This is a genomic window from Sedimenticola selenatireducens, from assembly GCF_007625115.1.
Taxonomy (GTDB): domain Bacteria; phylum Pseudomonadota; class Gammaproteobacteria; order Chromatiales; family Chromatiaceae; genus Sedimenticola; species Sedimenticola selenatireducens_A.
In genome coordinates, this window is the sequence record NZ_VMNH01000004.1 from 158558 (window position 1) to 181951 (window position 23394).

At 49.6% G+C, this 23394-nt stretch carries 19 protein-coding genes and 1 pseudogene; 11 read left to right on the plus strand and 9 right to left on the minus strand.

Features of this window, described 5'->3' with window-relative positions:
* Nucleotides 1-12: 12 nt before the first annotated feature.
* Nucleotides 13-1638: a formate--tetrahydrofolate ligase gene (locus FHP88_RS02880; RefSeq protein WP_144357485.1), complete on the minus strand. Its 1626-nt coding sequence runs from the start codon at nt 1636-1638 to the stop codon at nt 13-15.
* Nucleotides 1639-1848: 210 nt separating this feature from the next.
* On the opposite strand from FHP88_RS02880, the gene pta reads away from it, so the two are divergent.
* The 3 genes from pta to FHP88_RS02895 all read left to right on the plus strand — a co-directional run bounded on the left by pta (nt 1849) and on the right by FHP88_RS02895 (nt 6245).
* Nucleotides 1849-3957: a phosphate acetyltransferase gene (gene pta / locus FHP88_RS02885; protein ID WP_144357486.1), complete on the plus strand. Its 2109-nt coding sequence runs from the start codon at nt 1849-1851 to the stop codon at nt 3955-3957.
* Nucleotides 3954-5162 carry an acetate/propionate family kinase gene (locus tag FHP88_RS02890; RefSeq protein WP_144357487.1) on the plus strand — a complete coding sequence of 403 codons (1209 nt, stop codon included), beginning with the start codon at nt 3954-3956 and terminating at the stop codon, nt 5160-5162. Before pta ends, FHP88_RS02890 begins: the two co-directional genes overlap by 4 nt.
* Before the next feature lie 459 nt (nt 5163-5621).
* On the plus strand, nt 5622-6245 hold the full coding sequence (locus FHP88_RS02895; protein WP_144357488.1) for a PEP-CTERM sorting domain-containing protein: 624 nt from the start codon (nt 5622-5624) through the stop codon (nt 6243-6245).
* Nucleotides 6246-6427: 182 nt separating this feature from the next.
* Here FHP88_RS02895 and FHP88_RS02900 read toward each other — a convergent pair whose 3' ends face one another.
* Nucleotides 6428-6988 carry a hypothetical protein gene (locus FHP88_RS02900; RefSeq protein ID WP_144357489.1) on the minus strand — a complete coding sequence of 187 codons (561 nt, stop codon included), beginning with the start codon at nt 6986-6988 and terminating at the stop codon, nt 6428-6430.
* Nucleotides 6989-7126: 138 nt separating this feature from the next.
* On the opposite strand from FHP88_RS02900, the gene FHP88_RS02905 reads away from it, so the two are divergent.
* The 4 genes from FHP88_RS02905 (at nt 7127) to FHP88_RS19440 (ending at nt 11111) form a co-directional block, all read left to right on the plus strand.
* Entirely contained in the window at nt 7127-7309 is a 183-nt protein-coding gene (locus FHP88_RS02905) for a hypothetical protein (protein WP_144357490.1), read from the plus strand.
* Nucleotides 7310-7641: 332 nt separating this feature from the next.
* The gene (locus tag FHP88_RS02910) at nt 7642-9429 is read left to right on the plus strand and encodes a SulP family inorganic anion transporter (protein ID WP_144357491.1); all 1788 of its coding nucleotides are present in this window, start codon (nt 7642-7644) and stop codon (nt 9427-9429) included.
* A gap of 117 nt (nt 9430-9546) precedes the next feature.
* Nucleotides 9547-10983, plus strand: a complete 1437-nt coding sequence (locus tag FHP88_RS02915) for a DNA-3-methyladenine glycosylase 2 family protein (RefSeq protein WP_144357492.1) — start codon at nt 9547-9549, stop codon at nt 10981-10983.
* Nucleotides 10983-11111 carry a hypothetical protein gene (locus tag FHP88_RS19440; RefSeq protein WP_303776756.1) on the plus strand — a complete coding sequence of 43 codons (129 nt, stop codon included), beginning with the start codon at nt 10983-10985 and terminating at the stop codon, nt 11109-11111. The genes FHP88_RS02915 and FHP88_RS19440 overlap by 1 nt, the downstream gene beginning before the upstream one ends.
* On the opposite strand, the pseudogene FHP88_RS19315 reads toward FHP88_RS19440, so the two are convergent.
* A pseudogene (locus FHP88_RS19315) lies at nt 11085-11277 on the minus strand (S-(hydroxymethyl)glutathione dehydrogenase); the annotation flags it as partial. The gene FHP88_RS19440 and the pseudogene FHP88_RS19315 sit on opposite strands and share 27 nt — an antisense overlap.
* 483 nt (nt 11278-11760) lie before the next feature.
* Entirely contained in the window at nt 11761-13308 is a 1548-nt protein-coding gene (locus tag FHP88_RS02925; protein ID WP_144357493.1) for a bifunctional GNAT family N-acetyltransferase/carbon-nitrogen hydrolase family protein, read from the minus strand.
* 527 nt (nt 13309-13835) lie between these two features.
* On the opposite strand from FHP88_RS02925, the gene FHP88_RS02930 reads away from it, so the two are divergent.
* Nucleotides 13836-15821, plus strand: a complete 1986-nt coding sequence (locus FHP88_RS02930; protein WP_144357494.1) for an SLC13 family permease — start codon at nt 13836-13838, stop codon at nt 15819-15821.
* A gap of 44 nt (nt 15822-15865) precedes the next feature.
* On the opposite strand, the gene FHP88_RS02935 is transcribed toward FHP88_RS02930, so the two are convergent.
* Nucleotides 15866-17017 carry a GGDEF domain-containing protein gene (locus tag FHP88_RS02935; RefSeq protein WP_144357495.1) on the minus strand — a complete coding sequence of 384 codons (1152 nt, stop codon included), beginning with the start codon at nt 17015-17017 and terminating at the stop codon, nt 15866-15868.
* Between the two features lie 328 nt (nt 17018-17345).
* Here FHP88_RS02935 and FHP88_RS02940 point away from each other — a divergent pair, with 328 nt between their 5' ends.
* Nucleotides 17346-19067 (plus strand): cation:proton antiporter, encoded by a 1722-nt coding sequence (locus tag FHP88_RS02940; protein WP_144357496.1) that lies wholly within the window; start codon nt 17346-17348, stop codon nt 19065-19067.
* A 56-nt stretch (nt 19068-19123) separates the two neighbouring features.
* Here FHP88_RS02940 and FHP88_RS02945 read toward each other — a convergent pair whose 3' ends face one another.
* On the minus strand, nt 19124-19390 hold the full coding sequence (locus FHP88_RS02945) for an RNA recognition motif domain-containing protein (protein WP_144357497.1): 267 nt from the start codon (nt 19388-19390) through the stop codon (nt 19124-19126).
* A gap of 300 nt (nt 19391-19690) precedes the next feature.
* Entirely contained in the window at nt 19691-20266 is a 576-nt protein-coding gene (locus tag FHP88_RS02950; RefSeq protein WP_335341548.1) for a fasciclin domain-containing protein, read from the minus strand.
* A 134-nt stretch (nt 20267-20400) separates the two neighbouring features.
* Here FHP88_RS02950 and FHP88_RS02955 point away from each other — a divergent pair, with 134 nt between their 5' ends.
* Nucleotides 20401-21363, plus strand: coding sequence for a MerR family transcriptional regulator (locus FHP88_RS02955; RefSeq protein WP_144357498.1), 963 nt, complete (start codon nt 20401-20403; stop codon nt 21361-21363).
* Between the two features lie 126 nt (nt 21364-21489).
* On the opposite strand, the gene FHP88_RS02960 is transcribed toward FHP88_RS02955, so the two are convergent.
* On the minus strand, nt 21490-22062 hold the full coding sequence (locus tag FHP88_RS02960; protein ID WP_144357499.1) for a hypothetical protein: 573 nt from the start codon (nt 22060-22062) through the stop codon (nt 21490-21492).
* 245 nt (nt 22063-22307) lie between these two features.
* Here FHP88_RS02960 and FHP88_RS02965 point away from each other — a divergent pair, with 245 nt between their 5' ends.
* Nucleotides 22308-22706: a phasin family protein gene (locus FHP88_RS02965; RefSeq protein WP_186297573.1), complete on the plus strand. Its 399-nt coding sequence runs from the start codon at nt 22308-22310 to the stop codon at nt 22704-22706.
* A gap of 85 nt (nt 22707-22791) precedes the next feature.
* On the opposite strand, the gene FHP88_RS02970 is transcribed toward FHP88_RS02965, so the two are convergent.
* Entirely contained in the window at nt 22792-23391 is a 600-nt protein-coding gene (locus FHP88_RS02970) for a DUF3501 family protein (protein ID WP_144357501.1), read from the minus strand.
* Nucleotides 23392-23394: the final 3 nt, after the last annotated feature.

Here is a 23394-nt window from a genome sequence, read left to right on the forward strand (position 1 = left end):
GATCTATAGCGGCTAAACACCCAATACTTCACCGTCATCTGAGAGATCAATTCGATGCGCCGCCGGGCTGGCGGACAACCCCGGCATGGTCACAATATCTCCGGTCAGGGCCAACAGATAACCGGCACCCGCGGAGATCCGCACCGACTCAACCGGCAGCTCAAAGCCATGCGGATGTCCCACATGGGTAGGATCGCTGCTAAGCGAGAGATGGGTCTTGGCAATACAGATAGGCAGTTTTTCATAGCCCAGATCACGAATGCGTTGCAGATCCTTCAACGCCATGCGACTGAAGTTGACCTTGCTGGCCCCGTAAATCGTGCTGGCTACGGCATGAATCTTCTCTTCGGGTGATTGATTCAATTCATACAGAAAACGTACAGGCGGTGTCTCAACCTGTGCGGCAGCCGTTACGGCCTCAGCCAGTGCTTCAGCACCGGCGCCACCCTGGGTAAAGCCGTTAAAGCGTGCCACACTCAGGCCCCTGCTTCTGCAGCCAGACTCTATAGTGGCCAGGTCAACCTCACTATCATCATCAAAACAGTTGATCGCGATGACCGGATCAAAGCCGAATGCCCGCACACTCTCAACATGATGATAGAGATGTTCCATACCCTGTTCGATCTCCTGCACAGTGCCACCAATCGCCGGGTCACCACCCCCATGAATACGCAAGGCGCGGACAGTCGCTACCAGAACCACGGCACTGGGCCAGAGACCGGCACTGCGACATTTCAGGTCAAAAAACTTCTCCGCACCGAGATCAAATCCAAAACCGGCTTCGGTTAACACATAATCCGCCCGACCCAGCGCAGTCTTTGTCGCAATCACACTATTGCAACCATGGGCAATATTGCCAAAGGGACCGCCATGTACGAATGCCGGAACCCCTTCAGTGGACTGCACCAGGTTTGGCAGAATGGCATCCTGCAGTAGGGCGGCCATGGCCCCGGTTGCCTTGAGACTGTCTGCCGTCACAGGCGCACCCGCCCGATCAAACCCAACCAGTATTAGGCCCAATCGCCGTTTCAGGTCCGCCAGATCTTCGGCCAAACAAAGGATGCCCATTACCTCTGAGGCCGCCGTGATATCAAAACCGGTCTCCCGCGGCACGCCATTCAATCGGCCACCCAGACCAATCACCGCCTGGCGTAGCGCCCGGTCATTGACATCCAGTACCCGCCGCCAGAACACCTGTCGATGCTCCAGATCCAGTTCACTGTGAAAATGCACCGCATTATCCACCAGCGCCGCCAGCAAGTTGTGCGCGGCACCTACGGCGTGCATATCCCCGGTAAAGTGCATATTGATACGGGTAGAAGGCTCAAGCTGGCACTGCCCGCCTCCAGCACCCCCTCCCTTGATGCCAAAGATGGGGCCCAGTGACGGCTCCCGCAAGGCCAGCGCAACGCGTTTTCCCAGTCGATGCATGCCCTGCGCCAATCCAATAGAGACTGTGGTCTTGCCTTCACCTGCACGCGTAGGATTAATGGCAGAGACCAGAACAAGCTTCCCATTCGGGCGCTGACTATTCTGTTTCAGAGTAGCCAGTTTGACCTTGGCCATCTGATCTCCATAACTCATCAACTCATCGGCTGCGAGTCCGATGCTGTCTGCGATATCCTGGATAGGACGCATGCTAAAACCTCGTTGTTATTGTTCAGTCCACTGTTGTTTATTAAAGCACATGACGGCCTGACGAAGCGTCTCTCCGTTAATCCACGCGAACCAGGATCAGTTCATAAAAACGTCATGGGAAAGGGATGGTATTCTTTGCTTAAAATCCTTATGCTTATCTAATGCTGCAGCGCACAATGCTACGCCCTTATTAAAGTAACAGTGGAAACTATGTTTAGAAGTATCTATATCGCCGGTGCAGAGCCTGGCAGTGGAAAATCAGTGGCCGTTCTCGGCATGATGGAAATGCTTACGGCCGTGAGCAAGCGGGTTGGATTTTTCCGGCCAATCATCAAGGAAAATGGTGGCAATGATGATCTCACCCACTTAATCATCAACCGCTACGGCATTCAGCTTCCCCCAAGTGCCCTATATGGCTGCACGGATGAGACTGCTCGCAACTTGCTGGCAGAGGGGCGCTACGCCGAACTGTTGAAGCAGATCATGGCAAAATACAAGCTGGTCGAACAGCAGATGGATATGGTGGTTTGTGCGGGCACCGACTTCTCGGATGTCACCTCTGCACTGGAACTGGATTTCAACGCCGACCTGGCGAATAACCTCGGTTGTCTGTTGCTGCCGGTAATCAAGGGTTATGGACGCACTGCCCACGAGACAGTGGATGCCGTAAGGGTATTGGAAGAGTCCCTCTCCAATCGCGGCTGTGATCTCTTGGCCGCCATCGTCAACAGAGTTGATCCAGACAATATTGATCAAGTCATTGCCGAGCTGACTATTTCCGCCATGCCGACTCTCCCCTTTTATGTACTTCCGGAACACCGCACCCTGGAGAAACCAACCGTAGGTGAGATCGCGCGCGCGCTGAAGATCGAGTGCCTGAGTGGGGATCAGGAGTCTCTCAACCATGAGGTCAGTCACTACAAGATCGCCGCCATGGAAGTGCCGAACTTTCTGGATAACCTGCTGGAAGATAGCTTGATCATCACACCGGGTGATCGCTCTGACATTATCCTCACCAGTCTGGCCGCTGACGCCGCTAGCACCTATCCAAAAATTGCCGGTCTACTGCTAACCGGCGGCATCAAGCCAGCGCCGCAGGTCACGCGCTTGCTGGATGGACTGAGACGTTCACACGTCGCCATATTGAGTGCGCCCTGGGATACTTTCAGCACTGCCCTGAAAGTCAACGATGTGGAAGGGAGTATTCTCCCGTCAGACGACAGAAAGATTGCTGCAGCGCTGGGTATTGTAGAGCGGTATGTTGATGCTGAAGAGCTGAAATCCAGGATCTCCCTTAGCCGCGCCCATCGCAAGACCCCGCTGATGTTTGAATACGAGATGATTCAACGCGCTAAATCAGACCGAAAGCACATCGTCCTTCCGGAAGGTTTTGATGAACGCATCCTGCGTGCCGCGGAGATCCTGCTACTGCGTGATGTAGTGGATATCACCCTGCTGGGTTCAGAAGAGAAGATACAGCAACGCATCAGCCAACTGGGTCTGAACCTGGAGGGGGTTAAATGTATTGATCCCCGCACCTCGCCCTGGCGTCAACAGTTTGCCGATACTTACTACACCTTGCGCAAACATAAAGGTATCTCAGAACAGATGGCCTATGATGCCATGGCGGATGTCAGTTATTTCGGCACCATGATGATCCATCACGGTTATGCTGATGGTATGGTATCGGGTGCAGCCCACACGACCCAGCACACCATCCGGCCGGCATTTGAAATCATCCGAACCAAGCCGGGTTGCTCTCTCGTCTCTAGCGTTTTCTTCATGTGCCTCGAAGATAAGGTACTGGTTTACGGTGATTGCGCCATCAATCCCAATCCCAATGCACAACAGCTTGCCGATATCGCCATCAGTTCTGCTGAAACTGCGCAGATGTTTGGCATCGAACCCCGAGTAGCCATGCTCTCCTATTCCACGGGTATATCCGGCAAGGGTGATGACGTAGAGTCAGTCAGAACGGCGGTATCGATTGCACGTCAGCAACGGCCCGACCTGAAACTGGAAGGTCCGATACAATATGATGCCGCCATCGATCCCGAAGTGGCACATTCAAAAATGCCTGAGAGTGAAGTGGCGGGAAAAGCGACCGTTTTCATCTTCCCTGATCTGAATACCGGCAATAACACCTACAAGGCCGTGCAACGCTCTGCCAATGCCATTGCCATCGGACCGGTCATTCAGGGACTCAACAAACCGGTCAATGATCTAAGTCGTGGCTGCACGGTAACCGATATTGTTAACACTGTAGCCATCACCGCCATCCAGGCACAGGAAAACGCTGAGAGACAAGTTAATCAATGAGTATTCTGGTGATCAACGCAGGCAGCTCATCCGTCAAATACCAGCTGTTTGATATGGCCCAACATCAAGTGCTGGCCTCGGGCCTGGTAGACCGTATTGGTGAGTCTGAGAGCCTGCACCGTCATCAATGGCTGGATGCCGATCAAAACCAACAGCGAAGTGAATTCGAAGGTCATATTCACGATCATCATCAAGCGCTAGCGCAGGCAATAACACAGCTTACACAAAAGGGCACCCTCGATTCACTGAATAATTTGACGGCCATCGGACACCGAGTCGTTCATGGGGGTGAGGCCTTCAAACAACCAGCCCTGATTACTGAAGCCGTGATCACAGCGATCCGATCCATGATTCCCCTAGCCCCCCTGCACAACCCGGCCAACCTGGAGGGTATTGAGGTGTGCCGGATACTCTGTCCAGCGGTACCACAGGTAGCCGTGTTCGATACCGCCTTTCATCAGACCATGCCCGCCCACGCCTTCCATTATGCTGTGCCGGATCATTTATATCGTGACCATCAAGTCAGGCGCTACGGCTTTCATGGCACATCACATCACTATGTGGCAAAACAGGCAGCGGAATTTCTTGATACAGAACTGAATCAACTTAACCTGATCACCCTACACCTCGGCAACGGCTGCAGTGCGGCGGCGATCCAATCCGGCCAGTGCATCGACACCAGCATGGGAATGACGCCCCTGGAAGGATTGATGATGGGTACCCGCTGCGGTGACATTGACCCGGCACTCCACTTCTACCTGATGCGCGAGGGCCAATTCACAACGGATCAACTCGAGAAATTGCTTAACAAAGAGAGTGGTCTCAAGGGAATCTGTGGTTCTAGCGACATGCGCGAAGTGGCAGAGAAGGCACAACAGGGTGATGAACTGGCACAACTGGCCCGATCCATGTTCGCCTATCGAGTAAAGAAGGTTATCGGCAGTTACTATGCGGTATTGGGACAGGTGGATGCGATTATATTTACCGGCGGTATTGGTGAAAATGATGTTGAATTGCGGCTACAAATCTGCGCAGGATTGGAAGGGCTGGGTATCGAGCTGGATCAACCCTGCGCCTCAGGCGACTCAACGATCCAAGCGCTACAATCCATCGACTCCCGTGTTAAAGTACTGGTCATCCCCACCAACGAAGAGCTGGAAATTGCGCTCTGTGCTCAAGACCTGATTAGTCATCAAAAAACGTAATCATCGCCGCGTCATCTGAATGCAGTAATTTCTTTGTGTAAACAGCCGTGGATTGCCCCCGCTTGACCTGTTTCTTGTCGCCGAATCTCTTCTAACGGGACTTATATAACCTCTATATCCCGCTCATTATCAAGCATCAATACGCGGTTAAGTCATCCATTTATCTTTCTAAGCTCACGTCCATTATCAATGACTACGACGAATGGAAATAGTCCCAACCGAATAATCATTCGGCATAACACTATATTTCAATATTATGAGTTATATCACACACATGTGTGTGATATGTCTTATTTTATGTCAGTTTCCTTTACATATTATAATATCGATTCTCATTAACATTCACTGTTTATTCTGACTTTTCAAATAGATAAAGAAACAGGCCCACTATATGCATGTAGAAACGCCACATCTACCAAAGCACACCTGACCTGTATGAATAAGGAGGAGTAAAAAACGATGATAAAGAAACATAAACTTAATGTGGCAATAGCGGCCGCCGCCCTACTGACCATGAGTGGGAGTGCTTCGGCACATGTCTGGAATATCGGCTGGAAAGCACTCGCAAGTGGTGATCTCAACTTCTACGGTGTCAGTTACCACCCTGGTTCCATCGGTGGTGCTGGGAGTGTGGATGATTTTGGCGCGAATCCTGCCGGTTTGACTATCAACGGCATTCAGATCGACTTCGACCTTGGAAGTGCAACCAATCTGAACGACTGTATTGGTCCCGCAAGCGCAAACGCCTCTTGTGCACCCGGCCTGAATGTCCTTGGGCTTGATGGTGTCACGAGCGCCATCGGCTATGCTGGTGGTAGTACTAATGGCAAGTACGCCATCGTCAGCTTAACCCCGGCTGAGTTGGCAGTCTTGAATATTGGCGCAGGTAACAATGCCGTTACCCTCACCAGTTTTTCAAACAATGTACACTGGGCTGGCCTCAGCTTTGCCTCGGCCACCGTACCCATCAATATCGTGGTACAACCACCCAGCGGCGTACCTGAGCCATCCACCATCGCCTTGATGGGATTGACCTTGGCTGGTTTTGGCTACACACGTCGCCGCATCAGCAAAACCCGTTAATCCTGAAAGATACTGTTCTACCATTTGAAACCCGCCTTGTGCGGGTTTTTTCTTGATAGCGGATTTATCCGAAGAGCTTGAAATTGCCCATTGCGTACTGGCGCTGACAACCAACCAGGAAATGAACCGGACAGTAGATTAAAAATAAAAATCAGAGTGCGGCCTTCCGCCGCACCACAGGGTCAATAAAGTTCTGTCAGGGTAGTTAAAAATAACCCATGATCTCTTTTGCCCCAGAATATAACTTCCTCACTCTGTGAGCTGCCGTTTTTGTATTCGAGCCGGCTGAGATCATCGAACTTCACCGTCATCTCCACAAAATGATCCCCATCCTCAAAACTCAGCAGCGCAATGCGTCGTATATCTTTTAGCTTGCATTTATTGCAGGGAACCAAGCTAACGGTCTCTCTGAATGCTATGTTGTGTTGGGTGAGTATTTTCCGCACATTTTCAAGCTTTGTATTTCGCTCAAGACCCATCTTCTTCCATTCACGAGCAGGCTCAAAGACCTCCAACTTGATCAGAACCCGACTGTTAGAGGTATGGGCGATTAACCGATGCTCACCCAAGGTATACCGCGTACAGGAGGATGAGTACTCTTCTTTATCACTGGTGCATTTTAATCGCTGGCGTAACTCTTCTGAGGTGGTTTTCCCCAGGTTCCAGCCAAACGGCAGTTCCAAAAAACCCGCGTAGAGCGGGGTACAAACAAACAACGTCGCAATTAGAATCAGTCTTCGCACAAGGATCCCTTTAGATAGGCTTTGAAATATGGGAAATAATATCAGACAGGGTCATTTTCACAATCCCTTGAGACCGTGTTCCCTGATGAGTGGTAAAATAGGCGGCGGTTAATACTTGTGATAGCGGTCTATTTATTGATGGATTCAAGACAACACTTAATATTAGAAGCCATTGAGCAGGCTGCCATGTCTGGTCTTTGCCGAGATGGACAGCTTGAAATCGGCCAGCAAGTGGCGCGCACACTCTATCCAGAACTCAGTGAAGAGGCCCTGCTGGCGATTGCCGAATCCCTCTATAAACGCTCAGTCGCCTGGGATTGATGAAACTGGAAACACTCAAATCGCCTAAAAAAATCATTCCTGGTTCATTCATTTCGCTTGTCCATAAGTGAAAATTACGCTTACGGTAACTTTAATATATTAGAGTTATCTAATCTCTCGTGATAGGATTATAAGCGTATTATCAGCACGCTCGTCATTCCGTTCCAAAAACTGAAATTTCAGTAACTCATTGCACAGATAACCTGGCAGCTACCAGATCAGTCAGCCTGATCATGACTCAATAGAGCATACCGGTTACCGCAATCATTCTGGATGGTGAGCGCGCCTGCTAAAGCCATACGAAACCACTACGCCTGAGGTAACCAAATAAAATGCGCAGCTCTGCATTGCATACGGGCTGGAGTTTTTTGCTCCCGTTCACCAGCTGGCTTCCCAATATTAATAAACGAGATATTCGCGCCGACCTGATAGCGGCATTGACAGGGGCCGTAGTTGTCCTACCCCAGGGCGTGGCCTTTGCAACCATCGCGGGCATGCCCCCTGAGTACGGGCTCTACGCAGGCATGGTGCCAGCAATCATTGCTGCCCTGTTTGGTTCATCAAAGCACTTGGTCTCAGGGCCTACAACGGCCGCTTCGGTCGTCCTCTTTTCCGCCCTTTCTGTGTATGCCACTCCCGGCACCGCGGATTATGTTTCCCTCGCCCTGACCCTCACTTTTATGGTGGGGCTTTTTGAGCTGGTCCTTGGACTTGCACGGATGGGCGCCCTGGTTAATTTTATTTCGCATTCGGTGATTGTAGGATTTACTGCGGGTGCAGCCGTATTAATCGCAGCCAAACAATTAAAGCACTTCTTTGGCATCGAGATGGACAGTGGCGGGCATCTGCATGAGATTATTATAAATTTTTCCCACCATCTGCTGGAGATCAACCCCTGGGTGACCAGCATCGCACTGGTAACGCTATTGTCGGGTATAGCCTTCAAACACTGGTTTCCGCGAATCCCCTACATGATCGCAGCCATGCTAACCGGCAGTCTGGTATCACTGTTTCTGGATTATGAATTTGGTCACGCCATTACCCATATTCCAACTGTAGGCGCCCTGCCCGCCACCTTACCTCCACTCTCTGCACCTGATCTGTCGTTTCAACATATCAAAGATCTAGCCCCGACGGCACTGGCGGTTACACTGTTTGCATTAACAGAGGCGGTCTCAATAGGTCGCTCAATCGCGGCACGGGGAGGCTATCGGATTAACGGTAATCAGGAGTTTATTGGACAAGGACTCTCCAACATTGCCGGTTCTTTCTTTTCTGGATACGTGGCAACAGGTTCATTTAACCGTAGCGGACTAAATTACCAATCCGGCGCAAAAACGCCGCTGGCAGCTATCTTTGCAGCCCTGTTACTGATGGTCATTGTGCTGTTGGTTGCCCCCTATGCGGCGTACTTGCCCAAGGCCGCCATGGCTGGCGTTCTGTTCCTGGTCGCCTGGGGACTGATCGATTTCAAGGAGATCGGTCATGTCCTCAAATCATCCAAACGAGAGACTTCGGTTCTACTGGTCACGTTATTAAGCGCGATGTTCCTGGAACTTGAATTTGCGATATTTGCAGGGGTGTTACTCTCCCTTGTGCTCTACCTGGAGCGGGTATCCAAACCCAACATTGTCACGCGGGTGCCTGACCAACGCCTTTATAAGCATGCCTTCTCTAGCGATCCTGATCTGCCAGAGTGCAAACAGTTAAAGATTATCCGCATTGATGGTTCACTCTTCTTTGGTTCGGTGAACCACTTGCAGGAGCAGTTTGATCGTATTCGTGATAAAAATCCTGAAAAGAAGCATCTCGCCATCATTGCCAGCGGCATCAACTTTGTTGATCTTCAAGGTGGCCATGCACTGGTTGAAGAGTCAAAACGGCGTGCTGCTGGAGGTGGCAAACTCTATCTAATTGACGTAAAAGATCGTCTTTGGGATTCACTGGAAAAAGGTGGCGATTTGGAAGCGATCGGCGATCGAAATATTTTCCAGTCAAAAAATGCGGCTATCCACGCCATTTATCACAAGCTTGACAAAAAAGTTTGCGAAGGATGTGAGCAGCACATTTTCCAGGAGTGCCGAAGTGCACCCAAAACCAAGGCACTTGTAACGGATTAAATCGGTAAGCGCCTGAAAAGGACTTAGCATCAAAAAAATACCAGGTCCGATTCTGGCTAGCACTCTCTCCTAGCCTGCCCTATGATGATCTTCAATTTTAAAGATCATCATAGGGCAATGGAACTCGACACAACACGCTGCGAACAGGCACGACAAACCCGTGATCCACGTTTCGACGGCTGTTTTTTTGTGGGTGTGAAGACCACCGGCATCTATTGTCGTCCCATCTGTCCTGTCAGATTACCAAAGCCGGAAAACGTTAAGTTTTTTAAATCAGCCGCCGCGGCTACTGATGCAGGCTTTCGCCCCTGCCTGCGCTGTCGCCCGGAATCAGCACCGGGTACCCCCGCCTGGTGTGGCACCTCAACAACAGTTTCCCGGGCCTTGCACCTGATTCATGAAGGCGCACTGGATCAATCATCCGTCACTGCACTATCCGATCGATTGGGAGTTACCAGTCGCCATCTTGGCCGTCTGTTTCAACAGCATCTCGGGGCATCTCCGCTGGCAATCGCCCAGACCCGGCGCCTGCATTTCGCCAAGAAACTGATTGATGAAACCGTGATGCCTATGACCGATATTGCACTGGCATCCGGCTATGGCAGTATTCGCCGGTTCAATGACCATTTCCAAAAGGTCTATCAACGGTCGCCCTCTGCTTTACGTTCAGCCAATAAAGCGCCCAGTGAGCCGCAGTTCACCCTCAAACTCCCCTACCGTGAACCCTACTGCTGGAAATCTATCACGGCCTTCTTAGCCAAACGTGCCGTGCCCGGTGTGGAGTGGGTGATTGACGGCGTCTGGCATCGCCATATTGAACATGAGGGCGAATCAGGACATGTGGCCGTCAGCCAGGGTCAAGACGGTCCATTTCTACTCTGTAAATTCGACATCCCATCTACTGCTTCCATTTACACCCTGGTCGAACGCATCAAGAACCTGTTTGACCTTAATGCCGATCCTTTTGAAATATCAGGAACATTGTCACAGGATCCCATACTGAGAAAATTGCTAAAGAAAAATCCGGGCATGCGTGTTCCCGGTGCCTGGGACAGGTTTGAAGTCGCCGTGCGTGCCATTGTCGGACAACAGATCTCGGTAACCGGGGCCACAACCGTCATGGGCCGGATTGCCACCCGTTATGGTAATCCACTAGAGTCGGGGTACACCTTTCCATCCCCCAGCGTATTGATGCAGGCTGACTCGGCGGACTTTCCCATGCCACAAAGCCGAGCACGGGCAATAATCAATCTGGCATGCGCTATTGTTGAAGGGAAGATTGTATTGAATCAATGGATAGAAACCGAATCACTCAAACAGCAACTGCTTTCTCTAAAGGGCATTGGAGAATGGACTGCCAGTTATATCGCCATGCGTGCACTTTCCGATCCTGACACCTTTTTACATACCGATCTTGTACTGCTCAAGGTTGCCAAGCAGCTCTATGGTGATGAAACCCCAAAAGACCTGCTGGAGCGCTCCATGGCTTGGCGACCTTGGCGTGCTTACGCAGGCATGCACCTCTGGCAAGCCGCTACACAATTAAACAGATAATGACCATACAATTCGATTATTACCACAGCCCGATCGGTGATCTGCTATTGGCAGGCGAAACATCAGGCCTTGCGTTAATCGGCTTTCCAGAAGGCAAAGGGCACATCACACCCCCCTTCATCTCCTAATACACAAGGGAACACACTCACCGGACAGGGTAAAGGCATCCGTATGGCATACCCCAGAGGCGATCACTTTTAATAACACCTCCCCTTCCTTTGGCCCTTCAACATCGATCATCTCTATGAAAAGGGGCTTTTTCGTCTCCCAAGCAACTGCTGCTTTTGCCTTCATCGCCTGCGACCTACTGGCTGTATATTTTTAAATCAAGGTCGTGATTCGCTGAACCTCAGACAGCGGGTCAGTCTAGGTTCAACACACCGGCGTGCGCTTCCTCAGCGCTAGTACAACTATCGGGCCGTTTATCTTTTGTCCGGAAAGGATATCGAAATAAGGGCCGCTGTCATTAAGTTGGAGATACCACTCGCCATGCGTCATTAACACGGATTAATTTTTGATCAGTGAATTACAGCGGATAAAAAGAGCTATCGTTAAGCATAGCTGACAATAGACTGACATCTGTATTAACCGCTATTTTCCTGACTGGAGCAATGCTCCTTATAGCCACAAATGAAACAACCTGTCACAAGGGCGTGCAACAGGTGGTAACGCAGAGAGTGTCAAGTAAAACAGCACCAGGGATGCACTAAAAACATCCCTTACAGCACAATGAGTTCACCCAACAGCCTTGATCAGTTGACACTGTTGTACATCTACTCAATCACCCAACCAGACGATCTTATAGAGATCGCGCCGACGATCCAGATAATTCCTGACAGAGCCTTCATTCTGCAGCGTCTTCAGTTTTTCCAGGTCAAGATCAACAATCAGCATCATCTCCGTGTTTGGGGTAGTTTCTGCCATGATGGCATCGTGCGGAAATGAGAAATCTGATGGTGAGAACACGGCAGACTGTGCATATTGAATATCCACACTGTCCACTTGGGGCAGATTCCCAACACTGCCCGCAATGGCCACGTAGCACTCATTTTCAATGGCGCGTGCCTGGGCACAATAACGTACCCGTTGATAGCCGTTCTTGGTATCAGTCCAGAAAGGTACAAAAATCATCTGCACATCTTTTTCAGAAAGTATGCGCGACAACTCGGGAAACTCAATGTCGTAACAGATCTGGATACCAATTTTTCCAAAATCGGTTTCGAACACTTTAATGGCATCGCCGCCAGACATAATCCAGTCGCGCTTTTCATGGGGTGTTGGGTGGATCTTGTCTTGTGATTCAATCGTACCGTCACGGCGGCACAGGTAGGCCACATTGTACAATTCACCGTCTTCAATATAGGGCATCGAGCCGGGGATGATATTGATGTTATAGGCGACGGCCAATTTCGAGACCGCATCGCGTATCTCTTCGGTATATTCGGCCAATGCCTTAATCGCATCATTCGATGTTTGATGGGCCGTAACACCCATCAGTGGCGCATTGAAGAACTCCGGAAATAGGGCGATGTCACATTGATAATCAGACAATGCGTCTACAAAATACTCCACCTGCTGCATGATCTCTTCAACAGATTCCATGGTACGCATCTGCCACTGTACACACCCAATGCGCGCAGAGGTACGAACACCACCGATCAATGGCGTCTTGGTGGCGTCATAGTAAAGGTTATGCCACTGCAGGAGTGTTGCGTAACCCCCTGATTTCCTATCTTCCGGCAAGTAATCTGTCATCACCCGTTTGACTTCGAAATCATTGGAGAGTTGGAACGTCAGAATCGGATCATAGAGTTCCTTCTTCTTGACCTTGTCTATGTAGACCTGGGGCGACATTTCCGCCGCATATTGACTGTAATTGGGGATGCGCCCACCGGCCACAATGGCCTTCAGGTTAAGATTCTGGCACAACTCTTTGCGTGCCTCGTAGAGGCGGCGCCCTAGACGCATGCCGTGATAATCCGGTGAAACAAAGACATCCACACCATAGAGTACATCCCCATTCGGATCATGCGTAGTCAAATAGGCGTTGCCGGTAATTTGATCATAGGTGTGTTTATCACCGAACTTATCGTAATCAACGATAACCGAGAGCGCTGCTGCCACCACCTTTCCATGGTCTTCAATGCAGATCTGACCGTCCGGAAAAACGTTCAGTTGAGCACGAAATTTCTTCTTGGGCCAAGCCCCACCGATTTCGTGGTAGACCCGATCCATGATCTCCTTCATGTCATCATAGTCATCCAGAGTCAGGTGGCGCAGTGTGAGCTTGTGTTCGCCTTCGTCTTGGGTCGTGGTCTCATTCATACTCTTTATATTACCTGTATCAAAAATCGATTATGACTCAAAATCGCCAACGCATTATGCATTTAGATATGGTGAAAAGATTAACAGAGTGTGGATAAAAAACATAAGACTTTTCACCCCAGAAAAAGCGATAATCTACTGTTTTAACAAAGGAAATATGCAACAAAACGAAAATCAAGACAGCATCATCAAGTACATGGACAAGGCCTGCACTGAACATCTGCCAATAAAAAACCGATATACGTCATAAGTCAATGAATACCCTGATGTAAATTTAATAAATTAGAGTTCGCTTATGAAGTGTAGTACCCTATACGTTCTGGACTTCAGCCAAGTTGGCTGCTTCAGACCGGGTATTCGAGAATCTACAACCTCGCTAACGGGCCATTAGAAGGTCACCACCTCCCAGCACTCAAGGGAGTCAGCGCAGTTTATTTGAAATTATAGGAAGTTGAGATTCCAATATCTGCAAAGATTATGGGTATAGCACACCATTAAATTATAAGATTTTTACGGGAGCCTCTTGGATGAATACACTGGCAGACGCCGAGCAGACCTTACCACCCACTCGTATACTGTCATTGAAGCAGTCCATCTCCGCAGTCCTGTTCCTGGTTGCAGCCCTTACTTTGGCATACAACGTTCCTACCATAGAGATCGCCTGGGTCTCTGCCCTGTTGCTGCTGACGATCTATCTGTTCGCCTTTGAAGTGGTCGGCGTTGACGTGGCGGCCATTGTAATTATGGTCCTCCTTGGCCTCACCTCGCTGGCGGCTCCCATTATGGGCTTGAGCACTGGACTGGTGGATACGCAACACCTGTTTGATGGATTCAGCTCTAACGCCGTGATATCGATCATTGCAGTAATGATTATTGGCGCAGGGCTAGACCGCACTGGCATTATGAGCCAGGTCGCCGGTTTCATTCTGAAAGTGGGTGGTAAAACAGAGGGTCGTATCATCCCGATCATCTCCAGCACCGTCGCCATTATCTCTTCATTTATGCAAAACGTCGGTGCTGCTGCTCTATTCCTCCCGGTAGTGTCCCGTATCTCTGCACGAGCCGATCTGCCCATGTCACGCTTGCTGATGCCCATGGGTTTCTGCGCCATCCTGGGTGGCACGGTCACCATGGTCGGTTCATCTCCGCTGATTCTTTTAAATGATCTCATTGCTACCTCCAACAGCGCCCTGCCTGAAGAGATGAAGATGGACGCCTGGAGTCTCTTCTCGGTAACACCAATTGGATTGATGCTGGTCGCAACCGGCGTCATTTACTTTGTCCTTGCCGGCCGTTTTGTCCTACCTGCCACTAAAAGTGAAAGCAGCACATCTGCAGCAGGGGCTTTACAATATTTTCGCGATCTATACGGCGTCAGTTTCAGCCTATTTGAACTGGTGGTACCCGATGGTAGCGATCTGGTGGGTAAAGAACTCGATGATGTAGAGACGCTTTATAAGGTCCGTGTCATTGCCAACAAACGGGCTGGTGGCGATAGCCAAGTGGGTCCAGGCACACTGGCGCGCAACACCGCCATTGAAGGTGGCATGGTATTGGGCGTTATTGCCGAATCACGCGATATCAATCACTTTGTTGAGACTTATGGACTGAAGAAACGCAACGAGCTGCGTACGTTCACAGAATCACTGGCCGCCACCAAAGCCGGTATCGCAGAAGTACTGATACCACCCGGTTCTAATCTGATTGGCAAAAGCGCACGTGATGTGTGGATGCGCAAGGTCTACGGCATTGCCATGATCGCCCTCCACAGAAACGGTGAGACAATGCGTGAAGGGGATGATATTCGCAGTGTGCCCTTTATTGCAGGCGACACACTGGTAGTCCACACCACATGGGAGGCACTGGCCCGTTTGGAGAAAGACCGTAATTTCGTGGTAATCACGACAGAATATCCCCGCGAAGAGTTGCGCCCAAACAAAGTCGGCTGGGCAGCCTTTTTCTTTCTGATCGCGCTTTCAATGGTTTTGTTTACCGATATTCGTTTGTCCGTTGCCCTATTGACCGGTGCGATGGGGATGATTCTCTCCGGCGTTCTCTCCATTGAAGAGGCGTATGAAGCCGTCAGCTGGAAAACCGTATTCTTATTAGCGTCGCTAATCCCATTAGGACTGGCCGTTGAAAGTACTGGGACTGCCAAGTGGATTGCAGAACAGACACTCTCCGTAGTGGGTGAACAACCGATCTGGGTCATTCAGGCGGCAGTGGCCATACTCGCCACTTTCTTTACCCTGGTCATGTCCAATGTGGGGGCCACAGTACTGCTGGTACCGCTCGCGGTAAATATTGCCATTGGCGCTGGCGCTAACCCCGCGGTGTTTGCTTTGACGGTGGCCATAGCCACGTCTAACTCTTTTCTAATTCCCACTCATCAGGTTAATGCGCTGATCATGGGGCCGGCAGGCTATCGCGTACCAGATTTTATCCGGGCCGGCGGCATCATGACGATCCTATTCCTGGTTGTGATGATGATTGGGATTAATTTGTTTCTGTAATAATAGTGAGCAGAAATATGACCCATCTAAATCAAATTGATTGACTAGATAGCGATCAGGTTTCTTCCACCAGCCTTTGCACGATAAAGAGCCTGATCAGCAATCTGAAAGAGTGATATCCAGCTTGTATCGTCAGGCTGGATAGTGGCCACACCAATACTGACCGTTATACTAATGGTTTGACCTTCGTGTGTAATCGTATTGGTACAGACGGCCATCCTAACCCGTTCCGAAATATCAATCGCGGACTCCTGATCTGATTCAGGTAACAACATGCAGAACTCTTCACCGCCGATTCTACCCAGCACATCCTCCTTGCGTAGGGCGCCTACGATCGCAGTTGCAGTACTTTTGAGTACCTGATCACCTACGGAGTGGCCATAACGATCGTTGATACGCTTGAAATGATCAATATCCAGAAGCAGAACAGACAGCATAGTCTTATGTCGCGCACAACGTGACATCTCCCTCACAGCGGCCTGCTCAAAGGCACGCCGATTGAACACCTCTGTCAGCAGGTCATAACTGGCCAGGTGATTAAGATGAAACTGTAACCGCCGATTGATCATCGACGTAAAAGCAAAAGTGAGACAAATCGCACTCACTATAACATCCAGAAAGGCCAATCCCTGGACCCAATTTGAAGCAAAAAGATCCTGAATGTGTACACCCGCCAAGGTTAAAATTGATCTCAACGAAAGATAGAGCGCATGTAAGCCAAATACCGCCGCTGTCAGGGCTTGGATCTTGCGCATTCTGGGTGTTCTATCTTTAAGCAAGCATTGTGCAGATACACCACTCAATGCAGCAATAACCAGTGAAACAATAACAATGCGGGAAGGAATATCGGGTGAAAGATAGGTGAAGTAAAGAAAGGAAAAAAAGACAAAGGCTGTAGCACTTACAACAATCCACCAACGTTTCGATTGTCCTAGAAACTCCCAGACACCCACCAGCAACAAGCCATAACCTAATACAATAGACGTATTCGCTACGGGCACGCTAATAAATAGCGGTAAGATGCCCCGAAAACCAATGCAAAGGAAACCAATGGCTATAGCCGCATTGCCAATTGCCCAGGAACGCGCACTGCGCTCCTCCGGATTCAGACGCCACAACAATAACATGGCACATGCCATCAGAAGCGTTACCAGGACAGCAACCAACGATAGTGTGCGTATATCCAGTTCAATCATATCAATCCGATAAGCTTTTTATGGCGAACCACTAGAAAACTCATCACTCATTGAAGCCCAAGAAATATAAATAGTTTATCGGCATCTGACCGGCAAAATTAAGTTAATAGAGAAGCTCATTAAGGAAAACCGTCCGGCCACAACGACTGCAGACGAGGAATTCTCGTTTCAGAAAAAAATAGCCAATAACGGCCAAGCAATGAGACGGGTGAACACTGGTTTAACGCTCGCTCCGACTCAACTGAGCTTCTAGACAATCCGAAACACCTTCACCATCACTCAACCGATCGGTATCATTAGCTACCAAGATCATTTGAAGGGGTTGCTCGTGCATCTCGATAGCTTTATCTTTTCTGCATTGCTGTTATTGGCAGTAACTTCAGTCGCTGTTGCGCTATTCCGTCATATTGGTCTCGGATCAGTACTGGGATTGCTCGTGGCAGGTATCGTTGTAGGACCATACTCCCCAGGACCTTATGTCACTGCTCATGTCGATGACGTGAGACACTTTACCGAATTGGGCGTTGTACTCCTTCTGTTTGTTATCGGGCTGGAAATGAAACCCAGCCGGTTATGGTCGATGCGGCGTTATCTGTTTGGCCTTGGCTCTTCCCAAATCCTACTCACCGGCCTCGCCATTACCCTGTATGTGTCACTCAGCGTCGATTCATGGCAGACGGCCCTGCTGATTGGCCTCACATTGTCACTCTCATCCACGGCTTTCGTGATGCAACTGCTACAGGAACGAGGGGAGTTGGCCAGCAAACACGGAACGGGGACCTTTGCCATTTTGTTAATGCAGGATCTTGCCGTTGTTCCCCTGCTCGCCTTAGTCCCCCTGCTCTCAGAAACGGCGGCCATCTCCTCCGGAAAACCGCTCTGGGAGCAGTTACTTATTCTTTCCGGTATGTTTTCTGTATTGTGGATTTTTGGACTTCGCGCAGTACCTGCTGCCCTAGAGTGGCTGGCTCGGCATGATAATCGTGAAGCCTTCTTAATGGTGGTTTTGCTTGCCGTTTTTCTGGCCGCCTGGGCTATGCATCAGGCCGGACTCTCCATGGCGCTAGGTGCCTTCATCATGGGCATGCTGTTGTCCGGTTCAACCTATAACATGCAGATACGCTCATTGGTTGAGCCTTACAAAGGGCTGTTGATGAGTCTCTTCTTTGTAGCCGTGGGCATGTCGATAGACTTAGGCGAACTGAGCAACCGTCCCGCTGAATTTATTGGCCATACGCTGGTACTGGTGGGCATCAAACTCGCTGTCCTTTTTCCACTGGCACTGGCCTTTGGTTATACCCGGGGTGATTCACTTCGCATAACCTTTCTATTGGCTCAGTCGGGCGAATTTGGCTTTGTGCTATTTGGATCAGCTCTGGCGCTAAATGTTATTGATGAAGCAACGTTTATCATGGCTATCGCCGTCATTTCATTGACCATGCTGATGACCCCGCTGTTGGTGAAATTAGGTGACAGATTGGCCCACCACTCTGATTCCATGCACCGGGACCCCGTGAAAGTACCCGACGGTAGCATCGAGATCTCTGACCGAAGCGTCATTATTGGAGGCTATGGCCGTGTAGGACATACCGTTGCAACCCTGTTACAGGCAAGCGGTATCCCCTTCGTGGCCTTTGACACCAATCCCACACATATCAAGCGTGGAAAGGATACTGGTCATTCTGTGCAATACGGTGATATATCGGATCCCGAACTCCTCGCAACAGCCCATGCTGAACGCGCTTCGCTGGTCGTACTAACCATTGATCAGAGTGCCACCGTACTGCGCACGGTATCCCATCTCAGAAACATCTATCCACATGTACCGGTAATTGCACGCGCAAGGGATCTCGAGGCCTGCAGCCATCTCTTGAAAGCAGGTGCTACTCATGCATTCCCGGAGGCCCTAGAGGCCAGTCTGCGTCTCGGAGCAGAAGCGTTGAAAATGGCTGGCGCTGCAGATGAGAGTGTTGAGCTGCTGATGCAGGGCGTCAGAGACAGAGGCTACCAGCTGGTTAAGGTGGAGCCAAAAAAGAGTCAACCCAGCTAGTTTAGTTACAGCATTTTTCTTCGTTCCAGAAGATGAAATGCTGTAACTGCAATCGATTAACGGCGTTTACCACCACGCCCTGGTCGAGGACGATCAGGGCCCACGCGAACCAGTCCGCCATTCCATTCACGGCCATCAAGCGCTGCCATTGCAGCACGCGCCTCATGCCCCTCCATTCCGATAGTGGCAAATCCTTTACAGTCGCCTGAAAAGAGATCCTTAGCCATGGTTAAGGAACGGACTACGCCGTATTCTGTGAAGAGTGCAGTCAGGCTCTCTTCTGTGGTTGATCTAGGCAGTCCGCGGACCGAAAGAGTAATCAATGCTTAAACCTACTGTATTGAGTTGGAGAGGAGGTTCGTCTTATAAACGAACCCTGAAAACGCATCTTGTCAGGCACTATGAAGCTCGATTCGGTTGCGTCGGTGAGGAAACAGCGAATAGAAGTCTTAATAGGCAGGACAAAGATCATGAAGAATGGCAACGATAGCTTGAGGACTGATTAATTGCAAATCATTGACCGCTCTCCTTCTTAATACATGAAAATCAAGCGTGGCTATCTATCAGGTAGTACGAGGAAAAAACCGACTGACACAGCATCAGTCGGCTGTTCCCGCAACCCATCATTTTGGAAGAATTACACTATCAATCACATGTATCACTCCATTACTGGTCTCAATATCTGTCATGACTACTTTTGCGTTATCGACCATTACGCCATTCGAACTATTGATCCGTACAGACTGTCCTTGAACCGTTTCAGCAGAAGCCAACTGAACTACATCAGCCGCCATCACCTTACCTGCTACCACATGATATGTAAGCACATTTGTCAGTGCCTTTTTATCAGCCAGCAGTGCATTCAGGGTCTCAGCCGGGATCTTTTCAAAAGCCTCATCTGTGGGTGCAAAAACGGTAAATGGCCCTTCACCCTTCAGCGTTTCAACCAATCCAGCCTGTTTGACCGCCGTCACCAGGGTATTGAATTTACCGGCCGAAATGGCTGTATCGATAATATCTTTCATCATCATGTGCGAAGGCTGATTGCCTGAGGCAGTAGCCGGCATATGCTCCATGGAATCGTTAATGCCACTGTAGGCCATGTAATTGGCCCTGTCGTATGCATAATCCGCTGAGGCCGTGGCTGAGATGAGTAGACCGGCGGTGAATCCTGCGGCGATAAAAGTAAACTTTTTCATTTCTGTTCTCCATACATCGTAATCTGTTTAGGGGGGTTTCATTCCAAGCGTCTAGCTTGTGTCTAGGACAATAATATAACAAACGCCTTATGTCAACCTTTGTCCTGGACAAATAAATGACATAGAATAAAGCCATGAATGAAATTGCAGAATCGATCCCATCACGTGATCACTTAGAGTCAAGACATCCCATCCAGATTGCTGCACGACGATCAGGGCTGAGCGTCGATGTAATACGGGTATGGGAGCGACGGTACAACGCAGTAAGCCCTTCCCGGCTGCCCGGCGGCAGACGCGTCTACTCTGATGCTGACATCAGACGTCTGGCATTACTGCAGCAGGTTACCTCCGCAGGAAGGCGTATTGGAGACGTGGCAACACTTGATAACACCGCCCTAGCAGCGATGGTGGAGGAAGACAATAGGAGTGCTGGACAGATATTCACCAATGGTGGCGCTAAAACTGCAGCTGAACGTCACATGATTCACGCGATGCAGGCAATCGAGCAACTGAGCCCGGAGAAACTGCGTCAGGTAATTGCGTCTGCAACGATTGACCTACCGCTCAATATGTTACTGGAGCAGATGCTTATCCCTCTTTTGAGGGCGCTTGGCGATCGCTGTAAAGAGGGTCAAATTCGGGTTGGCCAGGAACATATGGCGAGTGCAGTCATTAGGCACTATCTCATTGGTTTACTGAATAAGACGGGTGATGACTTAAACACGCTGGTATTTACCAGCCCTTCAGGGCATTACCATGAGCTAGGCATTTTAATGGCCGCTGTTACTGCCGAGTCAGAGGGTTGGCGAGCACTTTACCTGGGACCTGATCTTCCAGTTGCTGAGATTGCCGCTGCAGCAACCCAGGCCAAAGCCAAAGCCGTTGCGCTTGGTCTACAGTGCACAATGGATGAGGTTGTTCTTATGAGTGAAATGATCTTGCTGAGGGAGACATTGCCGAGCGGTATTAAGCTGATCATCAGTGGTGCAGCGGCATTACAACTCAAGCAACAATTAGTGCAGCTACCCGCCTTAGTCCCTGAAGATCTTGCTGAATTTAGGCGCTCACTCTCCGCTTTGCTGAACGAGGGTCAATAACCGCTGCCATGTGTAATTACCCACCGCTTCGGATATTACACAGGCCGCACTTCATAGAATACTCATTAGATGAGCAACATCATTCTCATCTAAAACTGGCAAGGCGATTTTGATCATTCACCCACTTTAGTCTTGCTGCTTCTTGCTCTTTTTCTTTTCTTTTTTGGTCTTTCCATCTCCCTTGCGATTTTTTGTCGTCTTTTCTTTACCCTCCTTCCCCTTAGACTTCCCGTCTTTATTCTTTTTCTCCTTAGACTTCCCTTCTTTCTTCTTATCCTTAGACTTCTTGTCTTTCTTCTTCTCTTTGTCCGTGTCCCTATCTCTATTTGCCTTTTTATCTTTTCCCTCTTTTTTAACTTTTTTGTCCTTCTGTATCGAGTCAATAGCGGAATCCGAAACACTTGCCGAATTGATCAACTCTTCATGGGAAGAGGCCTCTTGATTTGCAAATTCCTGCTCAGAAATGTCGATTGATGAGGCAATGGCTCTCGCGATATCACGTCGCTTCAATAACCGTCTCGCTCCCTTGACCAAAGCCTCTCCCTTCTTAGCAAGGATGGGGCAGTTCTCTTTAAACTCTGCAACAGTCATATCCGCCAGTTGATTGGCTGTGCTAATGCCACACTGCTCCAGCTTGGTGACCAAGCTAGGTCCAATACCCCTGACATCGATCAGTGGCACCGATTGATCACTGGACATACCGTTACTCCTTAATAGTTGGTTTCAGTCGAGCAAGATAGTGGAGATTGCCAACTATCGCAATAGGATTTTTGATCGCTATCAATCCCGCCAGCCCTGCAATTACCAACCTACGAAAGGTAAGACCATCGGACAAATAGGATATGTAACAAATAATTCATCTAACTATATTGCACCGCAACAAAACTAGTGCTATGCTGCATCGCAACATCAACATAAACCCCTTACTAAGGAAGGCTGCTGACATGACCAACGAAATCTTTGAGAAGTTTACCGCTCAGGTACAGACCGTTCTTGCTCCCGTTCAGGAGCTGAACAAACTTTATTTCTACAACGTTGAGAAGCTGGTTGAAATTCAGCTTAACAGCGCTCGTGACTATGCTGAAATCTGTCTGGATCAGTTCCGTTCAGTTTCTGAGATCAACGATCAGAAAGGCCTGGAAGCTTTCATCACCAAACAGACCGAGACCTTCAAGCACATCGGTGAGAAAGTAATGGCTGATTCACAGGCTGTTGCTAACATCGGTACCGAGTTCTCAACCGAAGCTCAGAAAATTGCTGAGAAGAGTGTTGAAGCCGCTTCTGCTGTTGTAAACGTAGTACCAGCTGCCAAGAAGGCACCTGCTGCTAAGAAAGCCGCTTAATTCGCTTTCTGCTTTAAATAAAAACCGCCGTTCGGCTAATACCGAGCGGCGGTTTTTTATGTGCTGGTCTAAAATCAAAAAATAATCAGTGTAGATCACCTACTAACGATTGCCTCACCGCATCACTTAACAACGTCTCTTCATCATACTCAGGATGAGAAATACCCGCTTTGATAGTGGCGCCCTGCTTAGCCGCTGAAACCATCTCGGAGGTCAGCTCAAATCGAACAAAATGAACGGCAGATGTCTTCTCTTCCGTCGTGCGATCCAGATCTTCATTGGCTATAGCCTGTACCCGATCATACCCCTCTACCTGAATCCACAGCGCCTGCTCTATACCAATAAACCGGGCCAAAGCCACCTTCCGTTCTTCGACATCTGCAAATTCCACCATGAAGGTGGCCTTCCAGTTTTGGCCATCAGGTATCAGGGGATTGTAAACATCCAGTTCATCCTGAATTCCATCCGCCTCAAATATTTTTTCAATCCGCAGCATCTCCTGTATCTGATACTGCATGGTCAACGCATCTTCAAAATAGAGGGCCGCATGCTCGCCTATAACAACCCTACGGTTCTTTTTATGATCGATCACCTTGGCACGAAAATCGGGCCGGATCCGGGAATACTCCTCCAGACTAAATAGATCGGTATGGGATAGTTTGCTCATGTCGGCCATCTCCTTCATTTC